Origin of the sequence: Mesorhizobium sp., assembly GCF_004962245.1 — a bacterium.
GTDB lineage: Bacteria > Pseudomonadota > Alphaproteobacteria > Rhizobiales > Rhizobiaceae > Mesorhizobium.
In genome coordinates, this window is the sequence record NZ_SUHQ01000001.1 from 325,626 (window position 1) to 345,257 (window position 19,632).

Genomic DNA, 19,632 nt, shown 5'->3' on the forward strand with positions numbered 1-19,632 from the left:
CTCAGAACCGCTCCAGTTTCGCCCGCACTTTCTCCAGAAACGCCGCCCTCGTCTTCGGTGTCGAGGAATCCATCAGGTAGTGCGCCAGAAAGAACGTCCTGCAGCGGGTAGCGCAGAGCGCTCGCATGCCACGCAGGATTGTCTTGCGTCCCGGTTGGCCGACGACGACGCTCCACCATGTCGGCGCGCCGCAGGTCGTGATCACCCCGATCTTCGTCACATGCCTCATCAGCGACTGGATCCGTCCCTTGCCCGCCGGCAGCCGGAAGGCAACGTCGGTCGCCCAGACCCGGTCGAGCCAGCCCTTCAGCATTGCCGGCAGCCCGTACCACCATGTCGGATAGATGAAGAGGATTGCCTCGGCCCAGTTGAGGTGGTCGATGTGCGGCTCGAGCGCCGGGTCCTGCGGGGCACGCTCATTGTAGCTACGCCGTTCTTCGCAGCCCATGACCGGATCGAAATCTTCCGCATAGAGGTCGAGCAGACGCACCTCCCAGCCCCTCGCCTTCAACACGTCGATGGCGGAGTCTCGGATCGAGGCGCAAAAGCTTTCCGGGACCGGATGGCAGTAAACCACAAGGACCCGCATCAGAATGCATCCATGCTGGCGGCGACCTTCGCCATAAATCTCTGCCGCGTTTCATCGCTCGACAGGTTCATCGAATACTGCGCGAGGTAGGACACGGAGGCACCCGGCTTGACCGTGGCGCGCAGCACACGGCTGACCAGCTTGCGCGGTGGGTCACCCATCAGCATGGCACGGAACCGGCTGCCGCCATAGGTGGTGACCGCCGCCACCTTGCGAATGTTGTGCAGCGACGGCTGCACCTTGCCATTGACCAGCTTGAACGAGACGCCAGGCAGGAAGACGCGGTCGAAAAAACCTTTCAGGATCGCAGGATAACCGAAGTTCCACACCGGGAACGACAGCACCAGCGCCTCGGCCTTTTGCAGCCTCGCGACATAAGCGGCTGCCGGATCATCGGCGCCGCGCTCGTCGTGATAACCGAGCCGCTCAGCGCGAGTCAGCCGAGGATCGAAATTCTCCGCATAGAGATCGCAATCGTCGACGCCGTGGCCGGCGGCCGTCAGCCGCTCGACGATCATCTGGTGCAGACCGGCATTGAAGCTGGTCTCCACCGGATGGGCGTAGAGAACGAGGATGTTCATCACCCCGCCTTCTGCAACCCCTTGAACAGGAACGACCTGCCCGAGCGATAGTCGTAGTCCGGGTTTTCCCAGGCGATCATCTTACCGGGATTGAGCAGCCCTTGCGGATCGGTTTCGCGCTTGAAGGCGAGCTGCACCTCGTCCGTCTGCTTCATGCCGCCCTCTTCCAGCGTGTAGCGGTGCGGATTGAAGACCCAGCAGCCATTGTCCTCGTGGATGCGGATGATCTCGTCCAGCCGCTCCGCCGTGGTGAAGCGGACCAGCGGCAGTCCGGCGACGCCAATCGAACCGTCGAAGCGGATGAACTCCAGATGCGCCGGCACCTCGTCGCCAAAGCGGTCGATCATCGCCTTGACGTGAGCGAGGTGATCCGGCGAGGGATAGCGGATCTGCAGGTATGTGATATCGGGATCGACCCTGATGGCGCGCAGCGTCGTGTGGTTCCAGGTCAGCTCATAGGCCGGCGGCAGGCCCTTGAGATCGGCCTCCTTGTCGGCACGGAAGACGATCTCGCCCCTGCTGCGCGCCGTGAAGGCGACAAAGGCGTCCATCGCATGCGGCGCGATCATCAGGACGACGATGCTCTGCTCGCGCCGGAAGAATCTTTGGTGCCGCTTGAAATAGTCATAGGGGATAGGAGCGGCGATCGGCGTGATCAGCTTCGCCAGAATGCCGTCCTGGATGGCGAGATCGTTGCCGAAGCCGGCTGCATCCATGAAATCGTCGAAGCCGACGATGACATCGACCCAGTCGTATGCCGCCGTCAGCGGCATCTCGACCTCGGTGATGATGCCGTTGGTGCCGTAGGCATGCATGACCTTCAGCACCTCCTCGCCGGTAAGATCCATGGTGCGAGGCTCCGCCTCCATCGTCACGGTCCTCAGCCGGATGACATTGCCGAGATCGCGCAGGCCACCCCAGCGGATCGAGCCGACACCGCCCGAACCGCCGGCGACAAAGCCGCCGATCGATGCGGTGTTATAAGTCGATGGCGACATTCGCAGTTCCTGGCCGGAATGCGCGCGCGTCGCTCTGTCGATGTCGGCGAGGACAGCGCCGGGTCCGGTCACGACGCGGCCGGGCGCAATCGTCTTGACCGCGTTCATCTCGGCGAGATTGAGCACGACGCCACCGGACAAAGGCATCGCCTGCCCGTAATTGCCGGTACCGCTGCCGCGCGGCGTCACCGGAATGCCGTGCCGGTGGCAGGCGGCAAGCACGCGGATCACCTCGTCTTCCGTCTTCGGCGTCACGATCAGGTCGCCGGTCACATGGTCGAGTTGTTGCTTCAGCACCGGACTGTACCAGTAGAAATCGCGGCTCTTCTGCTGGACGATCGCCGGATGGTCGTCGATCTTCAAACCGTCGAGGTCGCGCTTCAGTGCCGAAATGTCCATCATCCCACCATCAGATCGTCGAGTTCGGCATAGTCGGGCAATTGGCGCTCGATGGCGCGGCCGTCGCGCACCACGATGCGATCCGATTCGGGCCGTGACAGCAATTCCGTCCAACTCCGTCCCCTGAAGACGACGAAATCGGCGCCAGCCCCGGCGGCAAGCGTGCCGAAGCCATCGAGCCGCATCACCTTGGCCGGCGTCGCGGTCACCGCTTGCGGCCAGTCGCCGACCGGGTGATCGAAATGCAGGATACGCGTCGCCATGCGGTACACCTCCAGCATGTCGAGATCGCCATAGGCGTAGAACGGGTCGCGGGTGTTGTCGGAGGCGACGGCGACCGGAATGCCGCGCGCCTTCATCTCATGCAGCAGCGTCACGCCGCGCCAGCGCGGCGTGGTGTTGTCGCCGCGCCGGTCCTGCAGGTAGAGATTGCACATCGGCAGCGACACCACACCAAGCCCCGCCTTCGCCACCTTGTCCAGCGTGTCAAGCACCTCGAGATCGGGCTGGCGTGCCAGCGAGCAGCAATGGCCGACGAGGATGTTTCCCTCAAAACCGTTCCATAGGGCTGCCTCGGCTATCTTCTTCAGCGAGATCGCCGAAACGGCGTCGGTCTCGTCGGCATGGAAATCGAGGTCGAGGCCATGCTTGATCGCCTGCGCAAACACCTGGTCTAAAAGTTCTTCGAGGTCCGGCACCATGTAGGTGACGACGCCGAGCACGCCCTTGGCCGCGGCCACGCGTCTGGCCAGTTTTTCGAACCACTTCTTCTCCCGCACACCTTCGATGCCGAGCAGGCAGACCGCCTGCAGCTCGATCCGGCCGCGCCATTTCTCCCGCATCGTCTCGAACACCGGCCAGGAGATCTCTTCCTGCGGCGCGACGCTGTCGAGATGGGTGCGCAAGGCCCTGGTGCCGTGCGCGTAGGCGCAGCGCAGCGAAAAATCCATGCGGCGGGCGACGTCGTCAGCGCTCCAGCGGGCAACGCGGTCGGCGCCGGTGGCGTTCAGCGCGCCCATGAAGGTGCCGTCGGGATTGGGTTTTCGAGGCCAGATATGGCCCTTGTCGATATGCGTATGGCAGTCGACGAAGCACGGCATGACGATGCGGCCGTGAAGATCGACGGCGCCCGCCGGCGTATTGGACTGGCGATGCGCCACGATGCTGGAAATCCTGCCGTCGGCGATAGCGATGTCGGCGAGGGCAAAGCCATCGGCATCGAAGGCTGCGGCAAGGCCCGGCGTCAGGGATGCGTGAAGCCGGGCGTTGGTGAGGACATAGGAACCGACCTGAGGAATGGCTTCCGGCACTCTACCGCTCCTGCTTCAGCGCACTTTCGTGCCAGCGCCGCAAGATGAGATGCGAAATCAGCGACAGCACCAGGAAGATCAGGATGCCGGTGAACGAGATCAGGATCAGCGCTGCGAACAGCCGCGGTGCGTTGAGCCGGTAGCCGGCCTCGATGATACGCGAGGCAAGGCCGGACGACTGGCCGGTGGCACCGGCCACGAACTCCGCCACCACCGCACCGATCAACGACAGGCCGCCGGCGATCTTCAAGCCGCCGAGGAAATAGGGCATCGCCGCCGGCAGGCGCAGATAGCGCAATTGCTGCCAGCGGGTCGCGCCGTTCAGCTTGAACATGTCGCGCAGATTGCGGTCGACGGAGTTGAGGCCGAGCGTGGTGTTGGACAGGATCGGAAAGAAGGCGACGATCCAGGCACAGAGCAGAAGCTTCGTCGTCTGGTTGTCGACATAGATGTTGATTAACGGGAAGATCGCGACGATCGGCGTCACCTGCAGGACGATGGCAAACGGGAAGAACGACATCTCCACCCATTTCGATTGCGCGAACAGCACCGCCAGCCCGACACCGCCGATGACGGCAAGGAGCAGGCTGAGGAAGGTGATCTTGAGCGTCACCAGCAGCGACGAGAACAGCAGCCCGGCATCGTCGAACAGTGTCTGCAGCACCACGCCGGGGCGCGGCAGGATGTATTTCGGGATGTCGTTCCAGACGCAGATGCGATCCCACAGCCAGATGGCCAGGATCATGATCGCCAGCGGCAGCAACCATCGGCCGATCCGTTCGAGCCGCTCCTGGCGCACGCGACGCGCCTCCTCGGGATCGAGCGTCAGGGCGTGCTCTTCAATGGCCGTCATGGTGTGGTCCGGCGGTCGAGTTGATGGCGCCGATCAGCACATCGGACGCCTGGCGGCAAAGTGCGGCATAATCGGGCGAGGTGCGGAAGGCTTCGTTGCGCGGATAGGGTGCATCGACGGCAAACTCCCTGAACACCCGGCCCGGTCGCGCCGCCATGACGACGACGCGATTGGAGAGGAAAACGCTTTCGAAGACGCTGTGGGTAACGAAGACGACGGTGAAACGCTCGTCCTGCCACAGTTCCAGAAGATCGTTGTTGAGCTTGAAGCGGGTGATCTCGTCGAGCGCCGCGAACGGCTCGTCCATCAGCAGAATACGCGGCTTGGTCACCATGGCGCGGGCGATCGAGACGCGCATCTTCATGCCGCCGGACAGCTCGCGCGGCACGGCATTCTCGAAGCCGGTCAGGTGGACCCGCGCCAGCATCTCCGTCACCGCCGGCGCCGCCTTTGCCCGCGACACGCCCTTCAGCCGCAGCGGCAGCCAGACATTGTCGAAGACATCGGCCCATGGCAGCAACGTCGGCTCCTGGAAGACAAAGCCGATGTTCGTGCGGTCGAAGGCGCTGCTGCCGCGCCAGTCGAGCAGGCCGGAGGTCGGCGTCGCAAGACCAGCGATGAGGCGCAAGGCCGTCGACTTGCCGCAGCCGGACGGGCCGAGAAGGCTGAGGAAGTCGCCTTCCCGGATCGTCAGGTCGACGTCGCTAAGCGCTGTCACGCCATTGGAAAAGACCTTGCCGACGCCGCGCAGCGCCAACAGCATCGGACCATTGCCCGATGCGCTTGCCGGCGCTTGCGCCACTTTCTCCTGCATCATGCCTGGGTGCTATTTCTTCAGGTCGATCCCGACGCCCTTGTTGACGAAGGCCAGCGTGTAGGACTTCTTGATGTCGACGTCGGCCGGCACGACCTTGGCCTTGACCATCTTGTCGTAGAAGCTCTGGATGCGCTCGTCGGTCATAGCGCCGATGCCGAGTTTTTCCGTGTCGCCGGAATCGACGATGCCGAATTTCTTCATCTGCTCGATTGAAAACGCGATCTGCTCGTCGCTGATGTCGGGGTTGTCCTTCTTGATCGCCGCGTTGGCGGCAGCGTTGTCGCCGTAGAGATAGTTGTACCAGCCCTTGGCCGAACCATCGACGAAGCACTGAACCACCTCCGGCCGCTTGTCGATCGTGGTCTGCATGGTCTCGATCGTCGTCGCATAGGTGTCGAAGCCGTAGTCGGCGAGCAGGAACAAATTGGGCTGAAAGCCGCCTTCCTTGGCGACCGCATAGGGCTCCGAGGTCACGTAGCCTTGCTGGATCGACTTCGGATTGGCGATGAAAGGTGCGGGGTTGAAAGTGTAGGGCACGCGCTTGGCCGGATCGAAGCCGAACTCAGTGATCATCCACTGAAAGAAGCTCTGTGCCCCTTCGTCACCGATGATGTACTGGTCCGCGTTCTTCAAATCCTCCCATTTGTCGAGCCCCTGACCCGGATGAGCCATGATCACCTGCGGCTCTTTCTGGAAGGAGGCGGCGACCACGCGCAGCGGAATTTCCTGCTGGACGGCGTCGAAGGCCTGCAGCATGTTGCCGCCCATGTAGAAGTCGATCTTGCCGGCCAGCAGCAGCGGCCGGCCGCTGACCTGCGGGCCGCCCTGCATGATCGTCACGTCGATGCCGCACGCCGCATAGGTACCGTCCGCCACGGCCTGATAGTAGCCGCCATGCTCGGCCTGGGCGAGCCAGTTGGTGCCGAAGGTGACTTTCTCGTTCGCCGCCGCGCTCAGCGTGCTCGCGGCAATCAGTACGATCGCGCCAGCCGGGATCTTAAATTTTCCGTCCATCCACACCACCCTTTGTTGGCTCCGGCGCGCCACGCGCCGGGCTCGACACCATCGATTCTAAAAGCAAGACGCATGCCACCACCGCGGCCGCCCGCTTACGCAAGAGCCGCATGCGAAAGCCGGGCGGGTCATGCTGTACCGAAGGCATCGTGCCTATTTTTTGAACGCCTGTCCATAATCGCCCTGATAACATGCACTGCATCTTGAAGGCTTGCCCAATCCAGTCTTAGGCTGACGGCAGACTGGAGATTTTCATGTTCAAATTCCTCACGCCGAAGTCGATCAAGCCGCCTTTCGCCCGCTACAGCCATGGCGTCGAGGTGCCGCCCGGCAAGAGGCTGGTGCTGTGCTCGGGCCAGGTTGCCATCACGCCCGATGATCAGATCCCGGAGGATGCCGGTGCGCAGGCCGAACTCTGCTTCACGAATATAGTCGCGATTCTCGGCGAGGCCGGGCTTGGACTCTCCGACATCGTCCGCATCAACGCCTATGTCACCGACCGCGCCTTCCTGCGGCCCTATATGGACGTTCGAGACCGCCTGTTCACCAGCCCTGCGCCGGCCTCGACGCTGATGATCGTGTCCGGTTTCGCGCGGCCGGAATTCAAGGTCGAGATCGAGGTCGTCGCGGCTGGGTGATCGACAGGCGATCTTTCCCGCGCTAGGTCTGGCCGTGTATCGAAGAGGCCACTCTATCGAAAAGGCGACTCTATCGAAAAGGCATGACATGACCGTTGCAAACAAACGTGTGTGGTGGGGCGACTATCGGAGCACCGAATACGCGACCATCGATCCGGAGGCGACGATCGCCGTGCTGCCGGTGGCGGCGATCGAACAGCACGGCCCTCATCTGCCGGTCTCGACCGACACCTCGATCATGAACGGCATGCTTGAGACGGTGATCGCCCGCCTGCCCGGCGATCTCGACATCCGCATCCTGCCGATCCAGGCGGTGGGCAAGTCGAACGAGCACCTGCATGCGCCGGGAACCCTCACTCTGCCGGCGGCGACCTTGATCGAGGCGTGGACGGAGCTTGGCCTGTCGATCGCGCGTGCTGGGTTGAGGAAACTGATCGTCGTCAACTCGCATGGCGGGAATGAGGAGATCATGGGCATCGTCACGCGCGAATTGCGGGTGCGCGCGAAGATGCTGGCGGTGAAGACGAGCTGGCAGCGCTTTGGCCGGCCGGCCGGCATGTATACCGAGCTTGAAGATCGCCAGGGCATCCATGGCGGCGATGTCGAGACCTCGCTGATGCTGCATTTCCGGCCGGACCTGGTCGACATGGCAAAGGCCGGCAATTTCGTGTCCAACGTCGCCCGCGCCGAAAACGAGTTTTCGCTGCTGCGTCACACCGGAACGCACGCCTTCGCCTGGATCGCCACCGATCTCAACCCAAACGGCGTGGTCGGCGACGCCAGCATTGCAACGGCCGAAAAAGGCCGGCTGACCGCCAACCATCAGGCCGACGGTTTCATCAGCCTCCTGAAGGATGTGCGCAAGGCGAAGCTGGCCGACTGGCTGGCGTAGACTCTGATCAGCCGTCGATCTTCAGCGCGAAAGGCGTGCCTTCGAAGGCATCCGCTCCGCGCCCGATCGCCTGGATCGCGTGGATCATGCGGCCGTTGCGGGCGAGCAGTGCATCGGCGACCGCAATCAGTCGCGGATTTGGTGTCGCCGTCGGCGACAGCGCGCGCAGCGTCTCGGCCAACTCGACCTCGTCACGCTTCGGCGCCAGTGCGGCCGCAATGATGTAGGCCGAGGCGGTCGAACGGCTGATGCCGGCATAGCAATGCACGACCAGCGGACTCGCACGATCCCATTGCCGCGCGAAATCGAGCAAGTTGCGGACATGCGTCTCGCCCGGCATGGTCATGCCGTCCTGCGCCACGGCAATGTCGTGCATGACCAGATGCAGATGGTTTTCCCGGATGATCGAGGCCGGGCGCGTCACCTCGGTGCCGACGGCCAGCAGGGAAAGCAGCCGCTCGGCGCCGGTCTTCGCGACCGTTTCCTCGACTTTCGACAGCGAACAGACATGGATCATCGCTTGATCTCCTCGATCTGATCGTCGCGCCGCTGCGCCCAGTCGGCAAGAGCCGATTCGAGCCGCTGCCATTCCTCGCCCTCGCCCGGCAACCCGGCGCGCAGCACATCCGGCCGGCCGGAGAAATGACGAAGCAGGATGCCACGCTCGCCGAGCGCCGAAAAGAGACCGGCGGCGTTCGCCAGCCTGATATAGCGGAACAGCGTGGTGCCGCCGGCGACAGGCACACCGAAGCGACCGAACAGCGCATCAAGCCGCGCCGCATCCCCGGCCAGACGGCGTCGCATCTCGACCTGCCAACCGGTGTCGGCAAGCGCCCGGATACCATATTCGAGCGCCGGTCCGGCGACCGCCCACGGCCCGAATTGCGCCTCCAGCCGTTCGACCGTCAGCGTGTCGGCTATTGCAAAGCCAAGCCGCAGGCCGGCCAGCCCAAAGAACTTGCCAAAGGAACGCAGCACGACAATGCCGCCCCGGTCGACATCGCCGGCCAGGCTTTCGCCAAGCGGGCCTACATCCATGAAGGCCTCGTCGACAACCAGCAACCCGCCTCTGGCGTGCAATTTTCCGGCCAGCTCAAGCAGCCTCTCGCGCCCGACAATACGCCCATCCGGATTGTTGGGGTTGACGACGATGGCGAGGTCGGCTCCTGCCAAAGCCTCGAAATCGTCGACCTCCGTCACCGCATGGCCGGCGATCGCCGCTGCCCGCTGATGTTCGGCATAGGTCGGCCCGAGCACCAGCGCCTTGCCGGGACTCGCCAGCGAAGCGACGCGCGGCAACAGGATCTGCGTGCCGGGCGCCGCCGCCACATTCGCCGCCGAAGGCGCGCCATAGGCGCTCGCCGCGACATCAGCCAGATCACGGACCCGCGCGGCTTCCGGCAATCTTGACAGAGCGGTGGCGGGCAGCTCGAAAAAAGGGTAGGAGTGCGGATTGATACCGGTCGAGAGGTCGACGAAGGGTTGGGGCGCATGGGGAAAAAGCCCCCTCGCCCGGCCAAGGCTTCCGCCGTGATCCACCATTGCCGCCGCGCCATCAAGAAGCTTCATGTCAATCCTGATCGCTTTCCTGTCACTGGTTGTTGAATTCGCTGTCGGCTACCCAGCCTGGCTGTTTGGCGCTATCGGCCATCCCGTCACCTGGATCGGCAGGCTGATATCCTTTCTCGACCGCAGGCTCAACCGCGCCACTGATTCCGACGCTGTCCGTCGCCGGCGCGGCGTTGATGCCCTGCTGATCATCGTGCTGGTGCCGGCCGCCATCGCTTTCGCGGTGGAAACCATGCTTTCGGGCATTCCTGCCGGATTGGTCCTCACGGCGATCCTGGCGACATCGCTGCTGTCGCAGAAGAGCCTGGCCGAGCATGTCGAGGCTGTGGCCGACGGACTCGACAATGGTGGACTCGACATCGGCCGTCTTGCCGTCTCACAGATCGTCGGCCGCGATGCCAAAAAGCTCGACAGACCTGGGGTCTGCCGCGCGGCGATCGAAAGCCTGGCCGAGAATTTTTCCGACGGCGTCGTCGCGCCCGTCTTCTGGATCGGCGTCGGCGGGCTGGCCGGCGGCGTCGCCTACAAGGCCGCCAACACAGCCGATTCGATGATCGGCCATCGCACCCCGCGGCACGAGGCCTTCGGCCGGGCGGCGGCGCGCTTCGACGATCTGATCAACCTGCCGGCGTCGCGGCTGACCGCACTGCTCATCGTGCTGGCCGCTTTCCTCGTCAAAGGCGCCGATGCCGACAAAGCCTGGCGCACCATGCGGCGCGACGCGAAGAAGCACCGCTCGCCCAATGCCGGCTGGCCTGAGGCAGCGATGGCCGGCGCGCTCGGCTTGGCGCTCGCCGGCCCGCGCTCCTATGGCGGTGTCATGGTCGACGATGCTTTCATGGGCGAAGGCGGTCGCCGCGAAGCGGAAAGCGCCGATATCAGGCGGGCGCTGAAACTCTACCGGGTCGCCGACTTTCTGCTGATCGCGCTGTTTGGCTTGCTGTCGGTGATCGTTATCGTCGTCTGACGACGCTCGATCCAGACCTGCAACGCGGTCGGTCGAGATCGACCGAAACAAAAAACCCGCCTCGGCGGCGGGTCGCTGGCGCAAACCAGCACCATACTAAAATTACTAGCATATCTGCCGGCACAAAGCAAGAACAAATGTGCCTGTCCTCAGGGCAATCGCTTCAGATTGGCGCTGCCCCTCCTGCGTTCCACCGTTGGTGGTTGGCGAAAGCCGAAGCGATTGCCTTGGTTGCGAGCTTCCCTAAGCGCGGGCAAAACCTCTTAAAACTCGATCCCCTGCTGCGCCTTCACGCCGGCGGAAAAATGATGCTTGGTCACGCCCATTTCGGTGACCAGATCAGCCGCCTCGACCAGTGCTGCCTTGGCGTTGCGGCCGGTGACGACGACATGCAGGCCCTCGCGACGGGCCTTCAGCGCCGCCACCACCTTGTCGAGATCGAGATAGTCGTAGCGCAGCGCGATGTTCAGCTCGTCGAGCACAAGAAGGCTGATCGACGGATCGGCCATCAGCTCCAGCGCCTTGGCCCAGGCGGCTTCGGCGGCAGCAATGTCGCGCTTCAGATCCTGCGTCTCCCAGGTAAAACCCTCGCCCATCGTGTGCCAGACGACCCGGTCGCCGAAAGCGGCAAAAGCGTCCTTCTCGCCGGTGTGCCATTTGCCCTTGATGAACTGGACGACGCCGACGCGCTTGCCGTAGCCCAGCATCCTCAGCGCCAGCCCGAAGGCGGCAGTGGTCTTGCCCTTGCCAGGCCCGGTATTGACGATCAGCAGGCCCTTCTCGACCGTCTTTGCCGCAACCTCGGCGTCCTGCACCGCCTTGCGCTTGGCCATCTTGGCGCGGTGGCGTTCCTCGTCCCTGTCGTTAATCGGCCCGTCTTCGATATGTGGTTTGTCTTCGATGTGCTTGGTATCAGCCATGTCATTTCACCTTGAGCGGCAGCCCCGCCACCATCAGCAGCACCGCATCGGCGACAGCCGCGACCTGCTGGTTGAGCCGGCCGGCGGCGTCGCGAAACCGGCGGGCCAAAGCATTGTCCGGCACGATGCCCTGCCCGACTTCGTTGGAGACCACGAACCATGACCCACGCGGCCGCGACAGCACATCCGCCAGCCCTTGGCATTCGGCCTCCATGTCGCGTTCGGCCAGCATATGGTTGGTCAGCCACAGCGTCAGGCAGTCGATCAGGACAGGCCGGCCGTCGGGCAAAGCCTCGATCGCGCCGACGAGATCGAGCGGCGCGTCGATGGTCGTCCAGCCCTCGCCGCGCCGCGACCGATGCAGCGCGATGCGCTGGCGCATTTCGTCGTCGTAAGCCTCGGCAGTGGCGATATAGGTCCACGGCGCCGGACAGGCCGTTACCAGTCTTTCGGCGTGCGCGCTCTTGCCGGACCGCGCACCGCCGATGACCAGGGTCAGCTTCCCGCCAGGAGCAACGCGATCAGGCAAAGCTGTCGCGCAGGCTGGTCGCCGTGCCGGTGAAACGGCCGCGCACCACGCCGACGACGACGCCGAGCACCAGCCAGAACACCAGATTGGTCAGCGTTACCGCCACCACGAACTGGTGGTGCAGGCCTTCCGGGATCGGCGACTCGAAACTGTCGGGCTGCGGCGCGCCGACGATATGCGGTGCCACGATCAGCGCCACGGCCAAGATCGCCAGTGGCAGCGACTTGCGGAAGGCAAGCAGGCCGAGACCTGCCGCCGTCGCCACCACGGTCGCCGTCCACCAGATCTGGCGCTGGGCGAGATCGGCCGCCGGCATTGCCGGCAACTCGGGCGGCAGACCAAGGTTAGGAGCCAGCGTGAACACGGCAAAGCCGGCAAGGCCCCAGAACAGTCCCTGACGCCAATTGCCGATGCCGCCGGCGAACTCAGAGGCGGCGACCAGGATCAGCGCAAAGCCGATGCCGGTGACGACATTGGCAACGACGTTGAAGGCGAAGCGCTCGAAACCATCGGCCGGCGCCCAGCCTTCATCTTCCGGAGCGGCTGCTTCGGCAGGACCCGGTGCGGCGCTGGTCATGGCATTGGTATCGGTAGCGTTCGCGGCGGGGGGCGCGGCATGGTCATGCGTGTGGCCGCCGCCGGCCTGTTCGTAGACTTCCGCCTTGAGAATGAGCGGCACGGTGGCGTAGGCCTGCATGCAGGCGAGAACGACGCCGGCCACGAGCCCTGCGATCGCCGCGATGAACACGACGTTGCGAAACAGTGTCATGATGTCAGCCCCTCGTCAGTGGCAGGGAAACGCCATCGAGTGGCGATAGTCGTGGGCGGCGTTGTGGACCGCATCGATATGCGAGAAGCCGACAAAGCCCATGACGAAAATGCCGAGACATGCGGCAAGCGCCAGCTGCATGAAGCGCGACTGCGAGGAGACGGAAGCGCCGAGGGAGACGGAAGCGGTATTCATGTCTTGTCCTTTCGCCCTCCACCCGAGGGCATAGAAGTCAGTTCTCCTGTCGCCGGCAGGTCTCCTGGCTCACGGATCAGCGCCCTTCCCCACCTTCCCGAAGAAAATCTTCAGTGGCATATGGAGAGGACTACCGCACACAGTTGCGGGGGCAGCCACGGCATTGGGCAAGTTTTGCCCGCACCGCATTCCCTCTTGGCTCCAAACGGAACCGACGACAGGTGTGACTATAGGCAGAATCGCCGCGCCCGGCAAACCAAATTCCGCCAACGGCCAGCGGGAATGCGCCATTTGGCTTCAGCCTTCCAATGAAGCGATCCGATTGGCGACCAGTTGCTGCAGATGCCAAAGATGGCGGTCGTGAATGCCGCGCTCTTCCAGGTTTTTCACCGTGTTGTAGAGGTAATCGACGCCTGATCCCCAGTGCCCACAGGACGTGGTCAGTCTTTCGACGACCTCGTGCTCATCGAGCGAACCAGCATAGGTGATGCCGCTGCGATTGATGACGAAAGCCAGCGCCCTCAACGGACCGCCGTCGCTCGCCAGCCTGAGAATACGAGGCTTATAGCTTGTCGGCTTCAGCGTCATTTCGCGTCGGAAAAGCCTGCCCAATTGCTGTCGCCGATCGCCATCGGTGAGCCGAAAAGCGATGCCCTTGCACTGCCCTCCGCGGTCCAGAGCCATCATCAGGCCGGGACGATCCTTGGTGCCGCGCCAGCGCGTCATGTTCATGCAAAAGGACCGGTGCCAGCCACGCACCACGGCGACACGTTCCTCGACATGGTCGATTTCGGGTTTCCAGATCAGCGAACCGTAGCCGAACAGCCACAACGGTTCGGCGGCAGGGAGTTCTGCCTGTAACTCGTCCAGCATCGCGTCATAGTCGCCATCATCCAGATGCATGGCATCCGGGTCAGGTCCAGCATCCTGGACCTCGCGCCAACAGCGCGCGACCAGCTCCGGCGTAAGCGCCATCTGTCGTGTGGCCACGTTCCAGATCCCTTCTTGCCGCATGATTATGCGTCCCGCTCGAGACTCGCAATGCCGTCACCGCGATTGACAATTTTCGCGGCCGGGTGTCGGCTGGCACGTCACAGGAGCCGGCCATGCAACCTACCCCTAGCGAGCATGATCCCTATAACGGCCTGACCCGGGCCGAGCCGACGCTGCCGGCGTCGGACTACTGGGACCTGGAGGCCTATCAGCGCGATCTCGACGCCATCTGGTATCAAAACTGGCTGCTCGTCTGCCGCGAGGCTGACCTCGCCCAGCCGCTGGCGTTCAAGACATTCCGTGTCGGCACGCAGGAGATCGTCGTGGTGCGCGACGAGACCGGAGCACTTCGCGCCTTCCACAACACCTGCCGGCATCGTGGCTCGCAGCTTTGCCGGGAAAGAGAAGGACGGCTGAAGGCGCGGCTCATCACCTGCCCCTACCACGCCTGGTCCTATTCGCTGCGCGGCGATCTCGTGCGCGTGCCGTCGAAATCGCTGCCCGAAGGCTTCGACAAGGCCGATCATCCGCTCTACCGGGTGGCGCTGTCGGTGTGGCGCGGTTTTGTCTTCGTCAATCTCGCGGAAGACGCCGCCGGTTCGGCTGAAGCATCCTTCGATCCCACATCCGGCGATCTCGCCAACTGGCCGCTGGAAACGCTGGTGACCGGCCATGTGCTGCGCAAGGTGATGAACTGCAACTGGAAGATCTTCTGGGAGAACTTCAACGAGTGCCTGCATTGCCCGGGCGTTCACAAGGACCTGTCGAGGCTGGTGCCGATCTATGGCCGCGGCCTGATGGGACGGCACGACGATCCCGAATGGGCCCGCCACGCCGACAACGATGCCCCTGAATTTTCAGGTGGTCTGCGGGCCGGGGCCGAGACCTGGTCGCGCGACGGCTACGTCCACGGTCCGGTCTTTTCCGACCTGACGCCCGCCGAGCGCGCAGCCGGGCAGACCTATGCCACCAACCTGCCGTCTATGTTCATCGTTGGCCATGTCGACTATGTCAGGACCGTACGGCTGGTGCCGCTTGGACCGGAGCAGACCGAACTGACCGCCGAATGGCTTTTTTCGCCCGAAGCGCTCGCCGATCCGACGGCGGACCTCGACAACATCGTCGCCTTCGGCAGGCAGGTGCTGGAGGAGGACGCTGACATCTGCGAGGTCAATCAGAACGGCCTGCGCTCGAGGCGCCACAAGGCCGGCGTGCTGATGCCCGAGGAATATGAACTGCACCGCTTCCACAACTGGGTGCGTCAGCGGCATATAGGGCTTTCGCCGACGCGCTGAACATCAAAGGAATTTGGCCCGCCTTCTTTTGTCCCGGGCAACCATGATAGTCGTCTTGCAGTGCTGAATCAGATTGCGAGACCATGAGCATTCCTACGCCGACCGCCCCAGTTCAGGATTCGCCGAAACTGAAGCGCATCGTCGCCATCGACGTCGCACGCGGCATCGCTTTGCTTGCCATGGCGAGCTACCATTTCACCTGGGATCTCGAATTCTTCGGCTACACCGATCCCGGCCTGACCGCCTTCGGCTGGTGGAAATTCTACGCGCGCTGCATCGCTTCGACCTTCCTGTTCCTGGTCGGTGTCAGCCTGTTCCTCGCCCATGGCAAACAAATCCGCTGGAACGGCTTCTGGAAACGTTTTGCCATGGTCGCCGGGGCAGCGCTCGCCATATCGGCCGCCACAAGGCTTGCCACCCCGGACAGCTTCATCTTCTTCGGCATCCTGCACGAGATCGCGTTGGCCAGCCTGCTCGGCCTGGCGTTCCTGCGGCTGCCGGCACTGCTGACGGTTGTTGTCGCGGCTTTCGTCATCACCGCACCCCTCTACCTCAGGTCCGAGATCTTCGACCATCCGGCCCTGTGGTGGGTCGGCCTGTCGGCAACCAATCCGCGCTCAAACGACTATGTCCCGCTGTTGCCGTGGTTCGGCGCCGTGCTTGCGGGCATCGCGGCGGCAAAACTCGCCTCCGCCTCCGGCGTGCTGAGGCGGCTGGCGGACCTGACGCCCGGTCGCTGGACAAATCCGCTGGTCTTTATCGGCCAGCACAGCCTCGCTTTCTATCTGATCCACCAGCCGGTGCTGATCGGCTCGGTCTGGCTGTTTTCGCAAATCATGCCGGCGCCGGTCGAAACCAAGCAGGTGACCTTCCTGCAACAGTGCCAGACATCGTGCGAGCAATCGCGCGACACGGAGTTCTGCTCCAGCTATTGTGTGTGCATGCTCGATACGCTCGAAGGCGAGGCCACGCTTGATCGGCTCTACCGCAACGACCAGGCTGCGGAATGGAAGGCACATCTGGGCGAACTCGCCGACGCCTGCACTGCCAAAGCCGACAGCACCTTGATGGAGGGAGGAGCACAATGACCGACGAGCACCCGAGACCGGGCCAACCGAAACCGGGGCAGCCGAAACCGGGACAACCGAAAGCGGGGCTCATACCGTGGCCGCCGCTGATCTATCTTGCGGCCATCGCCATCAGTATCGCGCTTGGCTTGCTTTACCCGCTGCCATGGATCGGCGGCCTTCTCGGCGACATCCTGTTCGCGGCCGGCTGGGTGGCCTTGCTCGGCGTGGTCGCACTCTGGTTCACGGCGATCCGCACCATGATCCGGGCAAAGACGACGCTCCACCCAAACGCCGTGCCGGACCATCTGGTCACATCAGGCCCCTTCGCCGTCAGCCGCAACCCGATATATCTGGCCAACACGCTGCTGCTGATCGGCGTGGCCCTTGTCTCGGGGATCGCATGGTTCCTGCCGCTGGCAATCATCGCGGCCTTCGCAACGCGGAAGATGGCGATCGAGGGCGAGGAAAAAGTTCTGGCGGCTAAATTCGGCAAGAAATACCGGGACTACGCGAAAAGGGTGCGGCGCTGGATCTGATGGCGGCGAAATCAGCCCGAAGCCTTGCCTGACGCGCGTCCCGTGTCCGGCAGCAGTTTCCGCCCGACATAAAGCAGCGCCGGGATCAACAGCACGATAGCCAAGACGACGGCCGGCCCCGCCAGGGCGAAACGCGTTGACGAGATATAGCCCTCGCGAAACGCCTGATGCAGCAGGGCGACTGTGGCCGGCAGGTTCAGGACGATAGCGGTCGCAGTGCCCGGCATATAGCGGCCCATGGCCAATGTGGCGAAGAGATGCGGAAAGGCCACATTGAGCAGCATCGCCAGCGCATAACCGGTCAGGACGTAGGCGCCGAAACTTTCCGGTCCCTGCACGGTGGCGATCAAGGCCACAACGCCGGCAAGAACAGTGAGCACGAAGACCGCGAACCGGAATTCATTGGCTCCAACGGGACGATGCCAACGCCCTGCTTGCTCGGACCAGGCAGGTAGAAAAACGGCTTCCTCCAGATTGTGGATAGCGACCACAGCGGCGAACAGCCAAGCGAGAATGATAAACATGATTTGACTGAAACGCCGGTTCAGAGTGCCTGGCGAAAAGACAGCGGGATCGGTCAGGTGTTGACGCCGAGCTCCACCAGCCGCTCGACGCAGGACTCCTCGGCCTGGTCGAGTTCCGCCAGGGTTTCTTCGAGGTCCCGGCGCTTCTGGCGCAGATCCTCGCGCTTTTCCTCGATGCGCTTGATCATCAGATTGAGTTGACCGACCTCCCCGGGCGGCTCCTTGTACATCTGGATGATTTCGCGGATTTCGTTGATCGAAAAGCCGAGCCTCTTGCCGCGCATGATCTGGCGGATGAGATGCCGGTCCGACGGGCGAAACAGCCGCGTGCGGCCGCGCCGTATCGGCTGCACCAGCCCCTCGTCCTCGTAGAAGCGCAGCGTCCGCGTCGACACATCGAATTCGCGAGTCAGTTCGGTGATCGAATAATATTCCCGCATCGTCACTCCAAAGCGGCGATCGCCCATCATGCGGCGATGCCCTTCATTCAAAAAAGGGCTCGTCCCGTGCCGGAATCGACCGGTAGCTCTCCGTCGAAACTTCGCACGCAACTTACGTAAAAGTCAATTGAAACGCCTTATCAGGCTCCCGCGCCCAGATGCAGCCACCAAGTGGCAAGGCTAAGGAAGGCAAGGAAACCGATAACATCGGTAATCATCGTCGTGAAGATTGATGACGAAATCGCCGGATCAGCGCCGAGCCTGTCGAGGAACAGCGGAATCAGAATGCCGCCGAGGGCCGCAGCCAGCATGTTGACGATCATCGCTGCGGCAATGACGAAACCGAGATCGGGATTGTGAAACCACAAGCCGGCGACCAGCCCGAGGATCGTCGCAATGACCATGCCATTCAGCAGGCCGACCACAACCTCGCGGCGAATGACACGACCGGCATTGTAGATATCGAGATCGCGTGTGGCGAGCGCGCGCACGGTCACTGTCATCGTCTGCGTGCCGGCATTGCCGCCCAGCGAGGCAACGATCGGCATCAGTGCGGCAAGTGCGACCATTTCCTCGATCGTCGCACCGAACATGCTGATCACCGAGGCCGAGATGAAGGCCGTCCCGAGATTGACCAGCAGCCACGGAACGCGCGAGCGCGAGGTCGAGAAAATACTGTCCGACAGTTCTTCGTCGCCGACACCGCCCATGCGCAGCAGATCTTCCTCGGCCTCCTGTTGGATGACGTCGACCACGTCGTCGATGGTCAGCACGCCGACAAGCCGCTCGTTCTCGTCGACGACGGCGGCGGAGAGAAGGTCGTATTGTTCGAATTCGCGCGCCGCCTCTTCCTGGTCCATCGTGGCCGGAATGGCGTGCCTTGTCTCATGCATGACCTCTTCGACCTTGACCGAGCGCTTGGTGCGCAGGATCTGGTCGAGGTCGATGGCGCCGAGCAGCTTGAAGCTCGGATCGATGACGAAGATCTGGCTGAAGCGGTCGGGAAGGTTGTTGTCCTCGCGCATGTAGTCGATGGTCTGGCCGATCGTCCAGAACGGCGGCACGGCGACAAACTCCGTCTGCATGCGGCGGCCGGCGGTCTCTTCGGGATAGTCGAGCGAGCGGCGCAGCCTGATCCGCTCGGTGAACGGCAGTTGCGACAGGATCTCGTCCTGGTCTTCCTTTTCGAGATCCTCGAGAATGTAGACCGCGTCGTCGGAATCGAGATCCTGCACGCCCTGGGCAATCTGCGCGTTGGGCAGATTGTCGACGATGTCGCGGCGGATCGCCTCGTCGACCTCGGTCAGCGCGGAAAAGTCGAAGTCGGCGCCCAACAGTTCGACCAGCGCGCGGCGCTGTTCGGGATGCAGCGCTTCGAGCAGGTCGCCGAGCTCCGATTGGTGCAGGTCATCGACTTCACGCTTCAGCGTCAGCGTGTCGCGATCGGCGATCGCCGCACCGATCTGGGCAAGGAACGACGACAGAATGGCGCCGTCCTCGCCATAAATATCGGCGTGGCTGTCGTCAGCGGCCCTGGCGCCGGTCGTCTGTTCGTCCTGGCCTTCCACAAGCGCCTCCTGCCATCAGAATTCCGGAAAAGGTGCCTGTCAGGTCTAGCGCATGACCCTGAAAAATCGGAATCGATTTTCAGAAGGGACCATGCGCAAAGACAAATTGCTACAGTGTCCTTTGCGCGCGGCGGCACGATTCGATTTAAGAATCCGCCGCTCCATG

The 19,632-nt window shown here is 63.2% G+C and carries 23 protein-coding genes and 1 riboswitch; of the genes, 6 read left to right on the top strand and 17 right to left on the bottom strand.

Translation table 11 applies throughout. The annotated features are described in order from the left end of the window. Nucleotide 1: 1 nt before the first annotated feature. Genes E5X88_RS01550 through E5X88_RS01580 form a run of 7 tightly spaced genes read right to left on the bottom strand, consistent with a single transcriptional unit; the run spans nt 2 to nt 6,561 of the window. Nucleotides 2-589, bottom strand: coding sequence for an NAD(P)H-dependent oxidoreductase (locus E5X88_RS01550; protein ID WP_292157495.1), 588 nt, complete (start codon nt 587-589; stop codon nt 2-4). Continuing rightward, a complete protein-coding gene (locus tag E5X88_RS01555; RefSeq protein WP_292157497.1) occupies nt 589-1,170 on the bottom strand; it encodes an NAD(P)H-dependent oxidoreductase in 582 nt (193 codons plus the stop codon). Before E5X88_RS01555 ends, E5X88_RS01550 begins: the two co-directional genes overlap by 1 nt. Next, nucleotides 1,170-2,567, bottom strand: a complete 1,398-nt coding sequence (locus tag E5X88_RS01560) for an FAD-binding oxidoreductase (RefSeq protein ID WP_292157653.1) — start codon at nt 2,565-2,567, stop codon at nt 1,170-1,172. The genes E5X88_RS01555 and E5X88_RS01560 overlap by 1 nt, the downstream gene beginning before the upstream one ends. After that, the gene (locus tag E5X88_RS01565) at nt 2,567-3,877 is read right to left on the bottom strand and encodes a cytosine deaminase (protein ID WP_292157500.1); all 1,311 of its coding nucleotides are present in this window, start codon (nt 3,875-3,877) and stop codon (nt 2,567-2,569) included. The genes E5X88_RS01560 and E5X88_RS01565 overlap by 1 nt, the downstream gene beginning before the upstream one ends. Before the next feature lies 1 nt (nt 3,878). Further along, entirely contained in the window at nt 3,879-4,730 is an 852-nt protein-coding gene (locus E5X88_RS01570; RefSeq protein WP_292157502.1) for an ABC transporter permease, read from the bottom strand. Then, a complete protein-coding gene (locus E5X88_RS01575) occupies nt 4,717-5,547 on the bottom strand; it encodes an ABC transporter ATP-binding protein (protein ID WP_292157504.1) in 831 nt (276 codons plus the stop codon). The genes E5X88_RS01570 and E5X88_RS01575 overlap by 14 nt, the downstream gene beginning before the upstream one ends. Nucleotides 5,548-5,556: 9 nt before the next feature. Next, nucleotides 5,557-6,561, bottom strand: a complete 1,005-nt coding sequence (locus E5X88_RS01580) for an ABC transporter substrate-binding protein (RefSeq protein ID WP_292157506.1) — start codon at nt 6,559-6,561, stop codon at nt 5,557-5,559. A gap of 254 nt (nt 6,562-6,815) precedes the next feature. Here E5X88_RS01580 and E5X88_RS01585 point away from each other — a divergent pair, with 254 nt between their 5' ends. Both E5X88_RS01585 and E5X88_RS01590 read left to right on the top strand, forming a co-directional pair. Continuing rightward, nucleotides 6,816-7,199: a RidA family protein gene (locus tag E5X88_RS01585; RefSeq protein WP_292157508.1), complete on the top strand. Its 384-nt coding sequence runs from the start codon at nt 6,816-6,818 to the stop codon at nt 7,197-7,199. An 88-nt stretch (nt 7,200-7,287) separates the two neighbouring features. Continuing rightward, nucleotides 7,288-8,091, top strand: a complete 804-nt coding sequence (locus tag E5X88_RS01590) for a creatininase family protein (RefSeq protein WP_292157510.1) — start codon at nt 7,288-7,290, stop codon at nt 8,089-8,091. A 7-nt stretch (nt 8,092-8,098) separates the two neighbouring features. Here E5X88_RS01590 and E5X88_RS01595 read toward each other — a convergent pair whose 3' ends face one another. Both E5X88_RS01595 and cobD read right to left on the bottom strand, forming a co-directional pair. Further along, nucleotides 8,099-8,608: a tyrosine phosphatase family protein gene (locus tag E5X88_RS01595; RefSeq protein WP_292157512.1), complete on the bottom strand. Its 510-nt coding sequence runs from the start codon at nt 8,606-8,608 to the stop codon at nt 8,099-8,101. Beyond that, on the bottom strand, nt 8,605-9,660 hold the full coding sequence (cobD, locus tag E5X88_RS01600) for a threonine-phosphate decarboxylase CobD (RefSeq protein WP_292157514.1): 1,056 nt from the start codon (nt 9,658-9,660) through the stop codon (nt 8,605-8,607). Before cobD ends, E5X88_RS01595 begins: the two co-directional genes overlap by 4 nt. On the opposite strand from cobD, the gene cbiB reads away from it, so the two are divergent. After that, nucleotides 9,659-10,627, top strand: a complete 969-nt coding sequence (cbiB, locus tag E5X88_RS01605) for an adenosylcobinamide-phosphate synthase CbiB (protein WP_292157517.1) — start codon at nt 9,659-9,661, stop codon at nt 10,625-10,627. The genes cobD and cbiB overlap by 2 nt on opposite strands. A gap of 263 nt (nt 10,628-10,890) precedes the next feature. Here the strand turns inward: cbiB and cobO are convergent, their stop codons facing one another. From cobO to E5X88_RS01630, 5 genes are all read right to left on the bottom strand, one after another. After that, complete coding sequence (gene cobO / locus E5X88_RS01610) at nt 10,891-11,547, bottom strand: cob(I)yrinic acid a,c-diamide adenosyltransferase (protein WP_292157519.1); 657 nt, start codon at nt 11,545-11,547, stop codon at nt 10,891-10,893. Between the two features lies 1 nt (nt 11,548). Continuing rightward, on the bottom strand, nt 11,549-12,076 hold the full coding sequence (gene cobU / locus E5X88_RS01615) for a bifunctional adenosylcobinamide kinase/adenosylcobinamide-phosphate guanylyltransferase (protein WP_292157522.1): 528 nt from the start codon (nt 12,074-12,076) through the stop codon (nt 11,549-11,551). Continuing rightward, entirely contained in the window at nt 12,069-12,845 is a 777-nt protein-coding gene (locus E5X88_RS01620) for a CbtA family protein (protein WP_292157524.1), read from the bottom strand. The genes cobU and E5X88_RS01620 overlap by 8 nt, the downstream gene beginning before the upstream one ends. Nucleotides 12,846-12,860: 15 nt before the next feature. Continuing rightward, nucleotides 12,861-13,040, bottom strand: a complete 180-nt coding sequence (locus tag E5X88_RS01625) for a CbtB domain-containing protein (RefSeq protein WP_126042790.1) — start codon at nt 13,038-13,040, stop codon at nt 12,861-12,863. Between the two features lie 36 nt (nt 13,041-13,076). Next, nucleotides 13,077-13,271, bottom strand: a riboswitch (cobalamin riboswitch). Nucleotides 13,272-13,337: 66 nt separating this feature from the next. After that, nucleotides 13,338-14,030 (bottom strand): gamma-glutamylcyclotransferase, encoded by a 693-nt coding sequence (locus E5X88_RS01630; protein ID WP_292157526.1) that lies wholly within the window; start codon nt 14,028-14,030, stop codon nt 13,338-13,340. 116 nt (nt 14,031-14,146) lie between these two features. Here E5X88_RS01630 and E5X88_RS01635 point away from each other — a divergent pair, with 116 nt between their 5' ends. The 3 genes from E5X88_RS01635 (at nt 14,147) to E5X88_RS01645 (ending at nt 16,934) form a co-directional block, all read left to right on the top strand. Beyond that, entirely contained in the window at nt 14,147-15,328 is a 1,182-nt protein-coding gene (locus E5X88_RS01635; protein ID WP_292157528.1) for an aromatic ring-hydroxylating dioxygenase subunit alpha, read from the top strand. Nucleotides 15,329-15,411: 83 nt separating this feature from the next. Beyond that, complete coding sequence (locus tag E5X88_RS01640) at nt 15,412-16,416, top strand: heparan-alpha-glucosaminide N-acetyltransferase (protein WP_292157530.1); 1,005 nt, start codon at nt 15,412-15,414, stop codon at nt 16,414-16,416. After that, entirely contained in the window at nt 16,413-16,934 is a 522-nt protein-coding gene (locus E5X88_RS01645; protein WP_292157532.1) for an isoprenylcysteine carboxylmethyltransferase family protein, read from the top strand. Before E5X88_RS01640 ends, E5X88_RS01645 begins: the two co-directional genes overlap by 4 nt. 11 nt (nt 16,935-16,945) lie before the next feature. On the opposite strand, the gene E5X88_RS01650 is transcribed toward E5X88_RS01645, so the two are convergent. From E5X88_RS01650 to mgtE, 3 genes are all read right to left on the bottom strand, one after another. Next, entirely contained in the window at nt 16,946-17,458 is a 513-nt protein-coding gene (locus E5X88_RS01650) for an HXXEE domain-containing protein (RefSeq protein ID WP_292157534.1), read from the bottom strand. Between the two features lie 53 nt (nt 17,459-17,511). Then, nucleotides 17,512-17,898 carry a MerR family DNA-binding transcriptional regulator gene (locus tag E5X88_RS01655; RefSeq protein ID WP_126044048.1) on the bottom strand — a complete coding sequence of 129 codons (387 nt, stop codon included), beginning with the start codon at nt 17,896-17,898 and terminating at the stop codon, nt 17,512-17,514. A gap of 140 nt (nt 17,899-18,038) precedes the next feature. Next, entirely contained in the window at nt 18,039-19,466 is a 1,428-nt protein-coding gene (gene mgtE, locus E5X88_RS01660; RefSeq protein WP_292157536.1) for a magnesium transporter, read from the bottom strand. Nucleotides 19,467-19,632 lie beyond the last annotated feature (166 nt).

Excerpts from the sequence above, each read along its gene's own strand:
- E5X88_RS01550 (WP_292157495.1), bottom strand. The coding sequence starts at position 589 with ATGCGGGTCCTTGTGGTTTACTGCCATCCGGTCCCGGAAAGCTTTTGC.
- E5X88_RS01555 (WP_292157497.1), bottom strand. The coding sequence starts at position 1,170 with ATGAACATCCTCGTTCTCTACGCCCATCCGGTGGAGACCAGCTTCAAT.
- E5X88_RS01560 (WP_292157653.1), bottom strand. The coding sequence starts at position 2,567 with ATGGACATTTCGGCACTGAAGCGCGACCTCGACGGTTTGAAGATCGAC.
- E5X88_RS01570 (WP_292157502.1), bottom strand. The coding sequence starts at position 4,730 with ATGACGGCCATTGAAGAGCACGCCCTGACGCTCGATCCCGAGGAGGCG.
- E5X88_RS01575 (WP_292157504.1), bottom strand. The coding sequence starts at position 5,547 with ATGATGCAGGAGAAAGTGGCGCAAGCGCCGGCAAGCGCATCGGGCAAT.
- E5X88_RS01580 (WP_292157506.1), bottom strand. The coding sequence starts at position 6,561 with ATGGACGGAAAATTTAAGATCCCGGCTGGCGCGATCGTACTGATTGCC.
- E5X88_RS01585 (WP_292157508.1), top strand. The coding sequence starts at position 6,816 with ATGTTCAAATTCCTCACGCCGAAGTCGATCAAGCCGCCTTTCGCCCGC.
- E5X88_RS01590 (WP_292157510.1), top strand. The coding sequence starts at position 7,288 with ATGACCGTTGCAAACAAACGTGTGTGGTGGGGCGACTATCGGAGCACC.
- E5X88_RS01595 (WP_292157512.1), bottom strand. The coding sequence starts at position 8,608 with ATGATCCATGTCTGTTCGCTGTCGAAAGTCGAGGAAACGGTCGCGAAG.
- cbiB (WP_292157517.1), top strand. The coding sequence starts at position 9,659 with ATGTCAATCCTGATCGCTTTCCTGTCACTGGTTGTTGAATTCGCTGTC.
- cobD (WP_292157514.1), bottom strand. The coding sequence starts at position 9,660 with ATGAAGCTTCTTGATGGCGCGGCGGCAATGGTGGATCACGGCGGAAGC.
- cobO (WP_292157519.1), bottom strand. The coding sequence starts at position 11,547 with ATGGCTGATACCAAGCACATCGAAGACAAACCACATATCGAAGACGGG.
- E5X88_RS01620 (WP_292157524.1), bottom strand. The coding sequence starts at position 12,845 with ATGACACTGTTTCGCAACGTCGTGTTCATCGCGGCGATCGCAGGGCTC.
- E5X88_RS01625 (WP_126042790.1), bottom strand. The coding sequence starts at position 13,040 with ATGAATACCGCTTCCGTCTCCCTCGGCGCTTCCGTCTCCTCGCAGTCG.
- E5X88_RS01635 (WP_292157528.1), top strand. The coding sequence starts at position 14,147 with ATGCAACCTACCCCTAGCGAGCATGATCCCTATAACGGCCTGACCCGG.
- E5X88_RS01640 (WP_292157530.1), top strand. The coding sequence starts at position 15,412 with ATGAGCATTCCTACGCCGACCGCCCCAGTTCAGGATTCGCCGAAACTG.
- E5X88_RS01645 (WP_292157532.1), top strand. The coding sequence starts at position 16,413 with ATGACCGACGAGCACCCGAGACCGGGCCAACCGAAACCGGGGCAGCCG.
- E5X88_RS01650 (WP_292157534.1), bottom strand. The coding sequence starts at position 17,458 with ATGTTTATCATTCTCGCTTGGCTGTTCGCCGCTGTGGTCGCTATCCAC.
- E5X88_RS01655 (WP_126044048.1), bottom strand. The coding sequence starts at position 17,898 with ATGCGGGAATATTATTCGATCACCGAACTGACTCGCGAATTCGATGTG.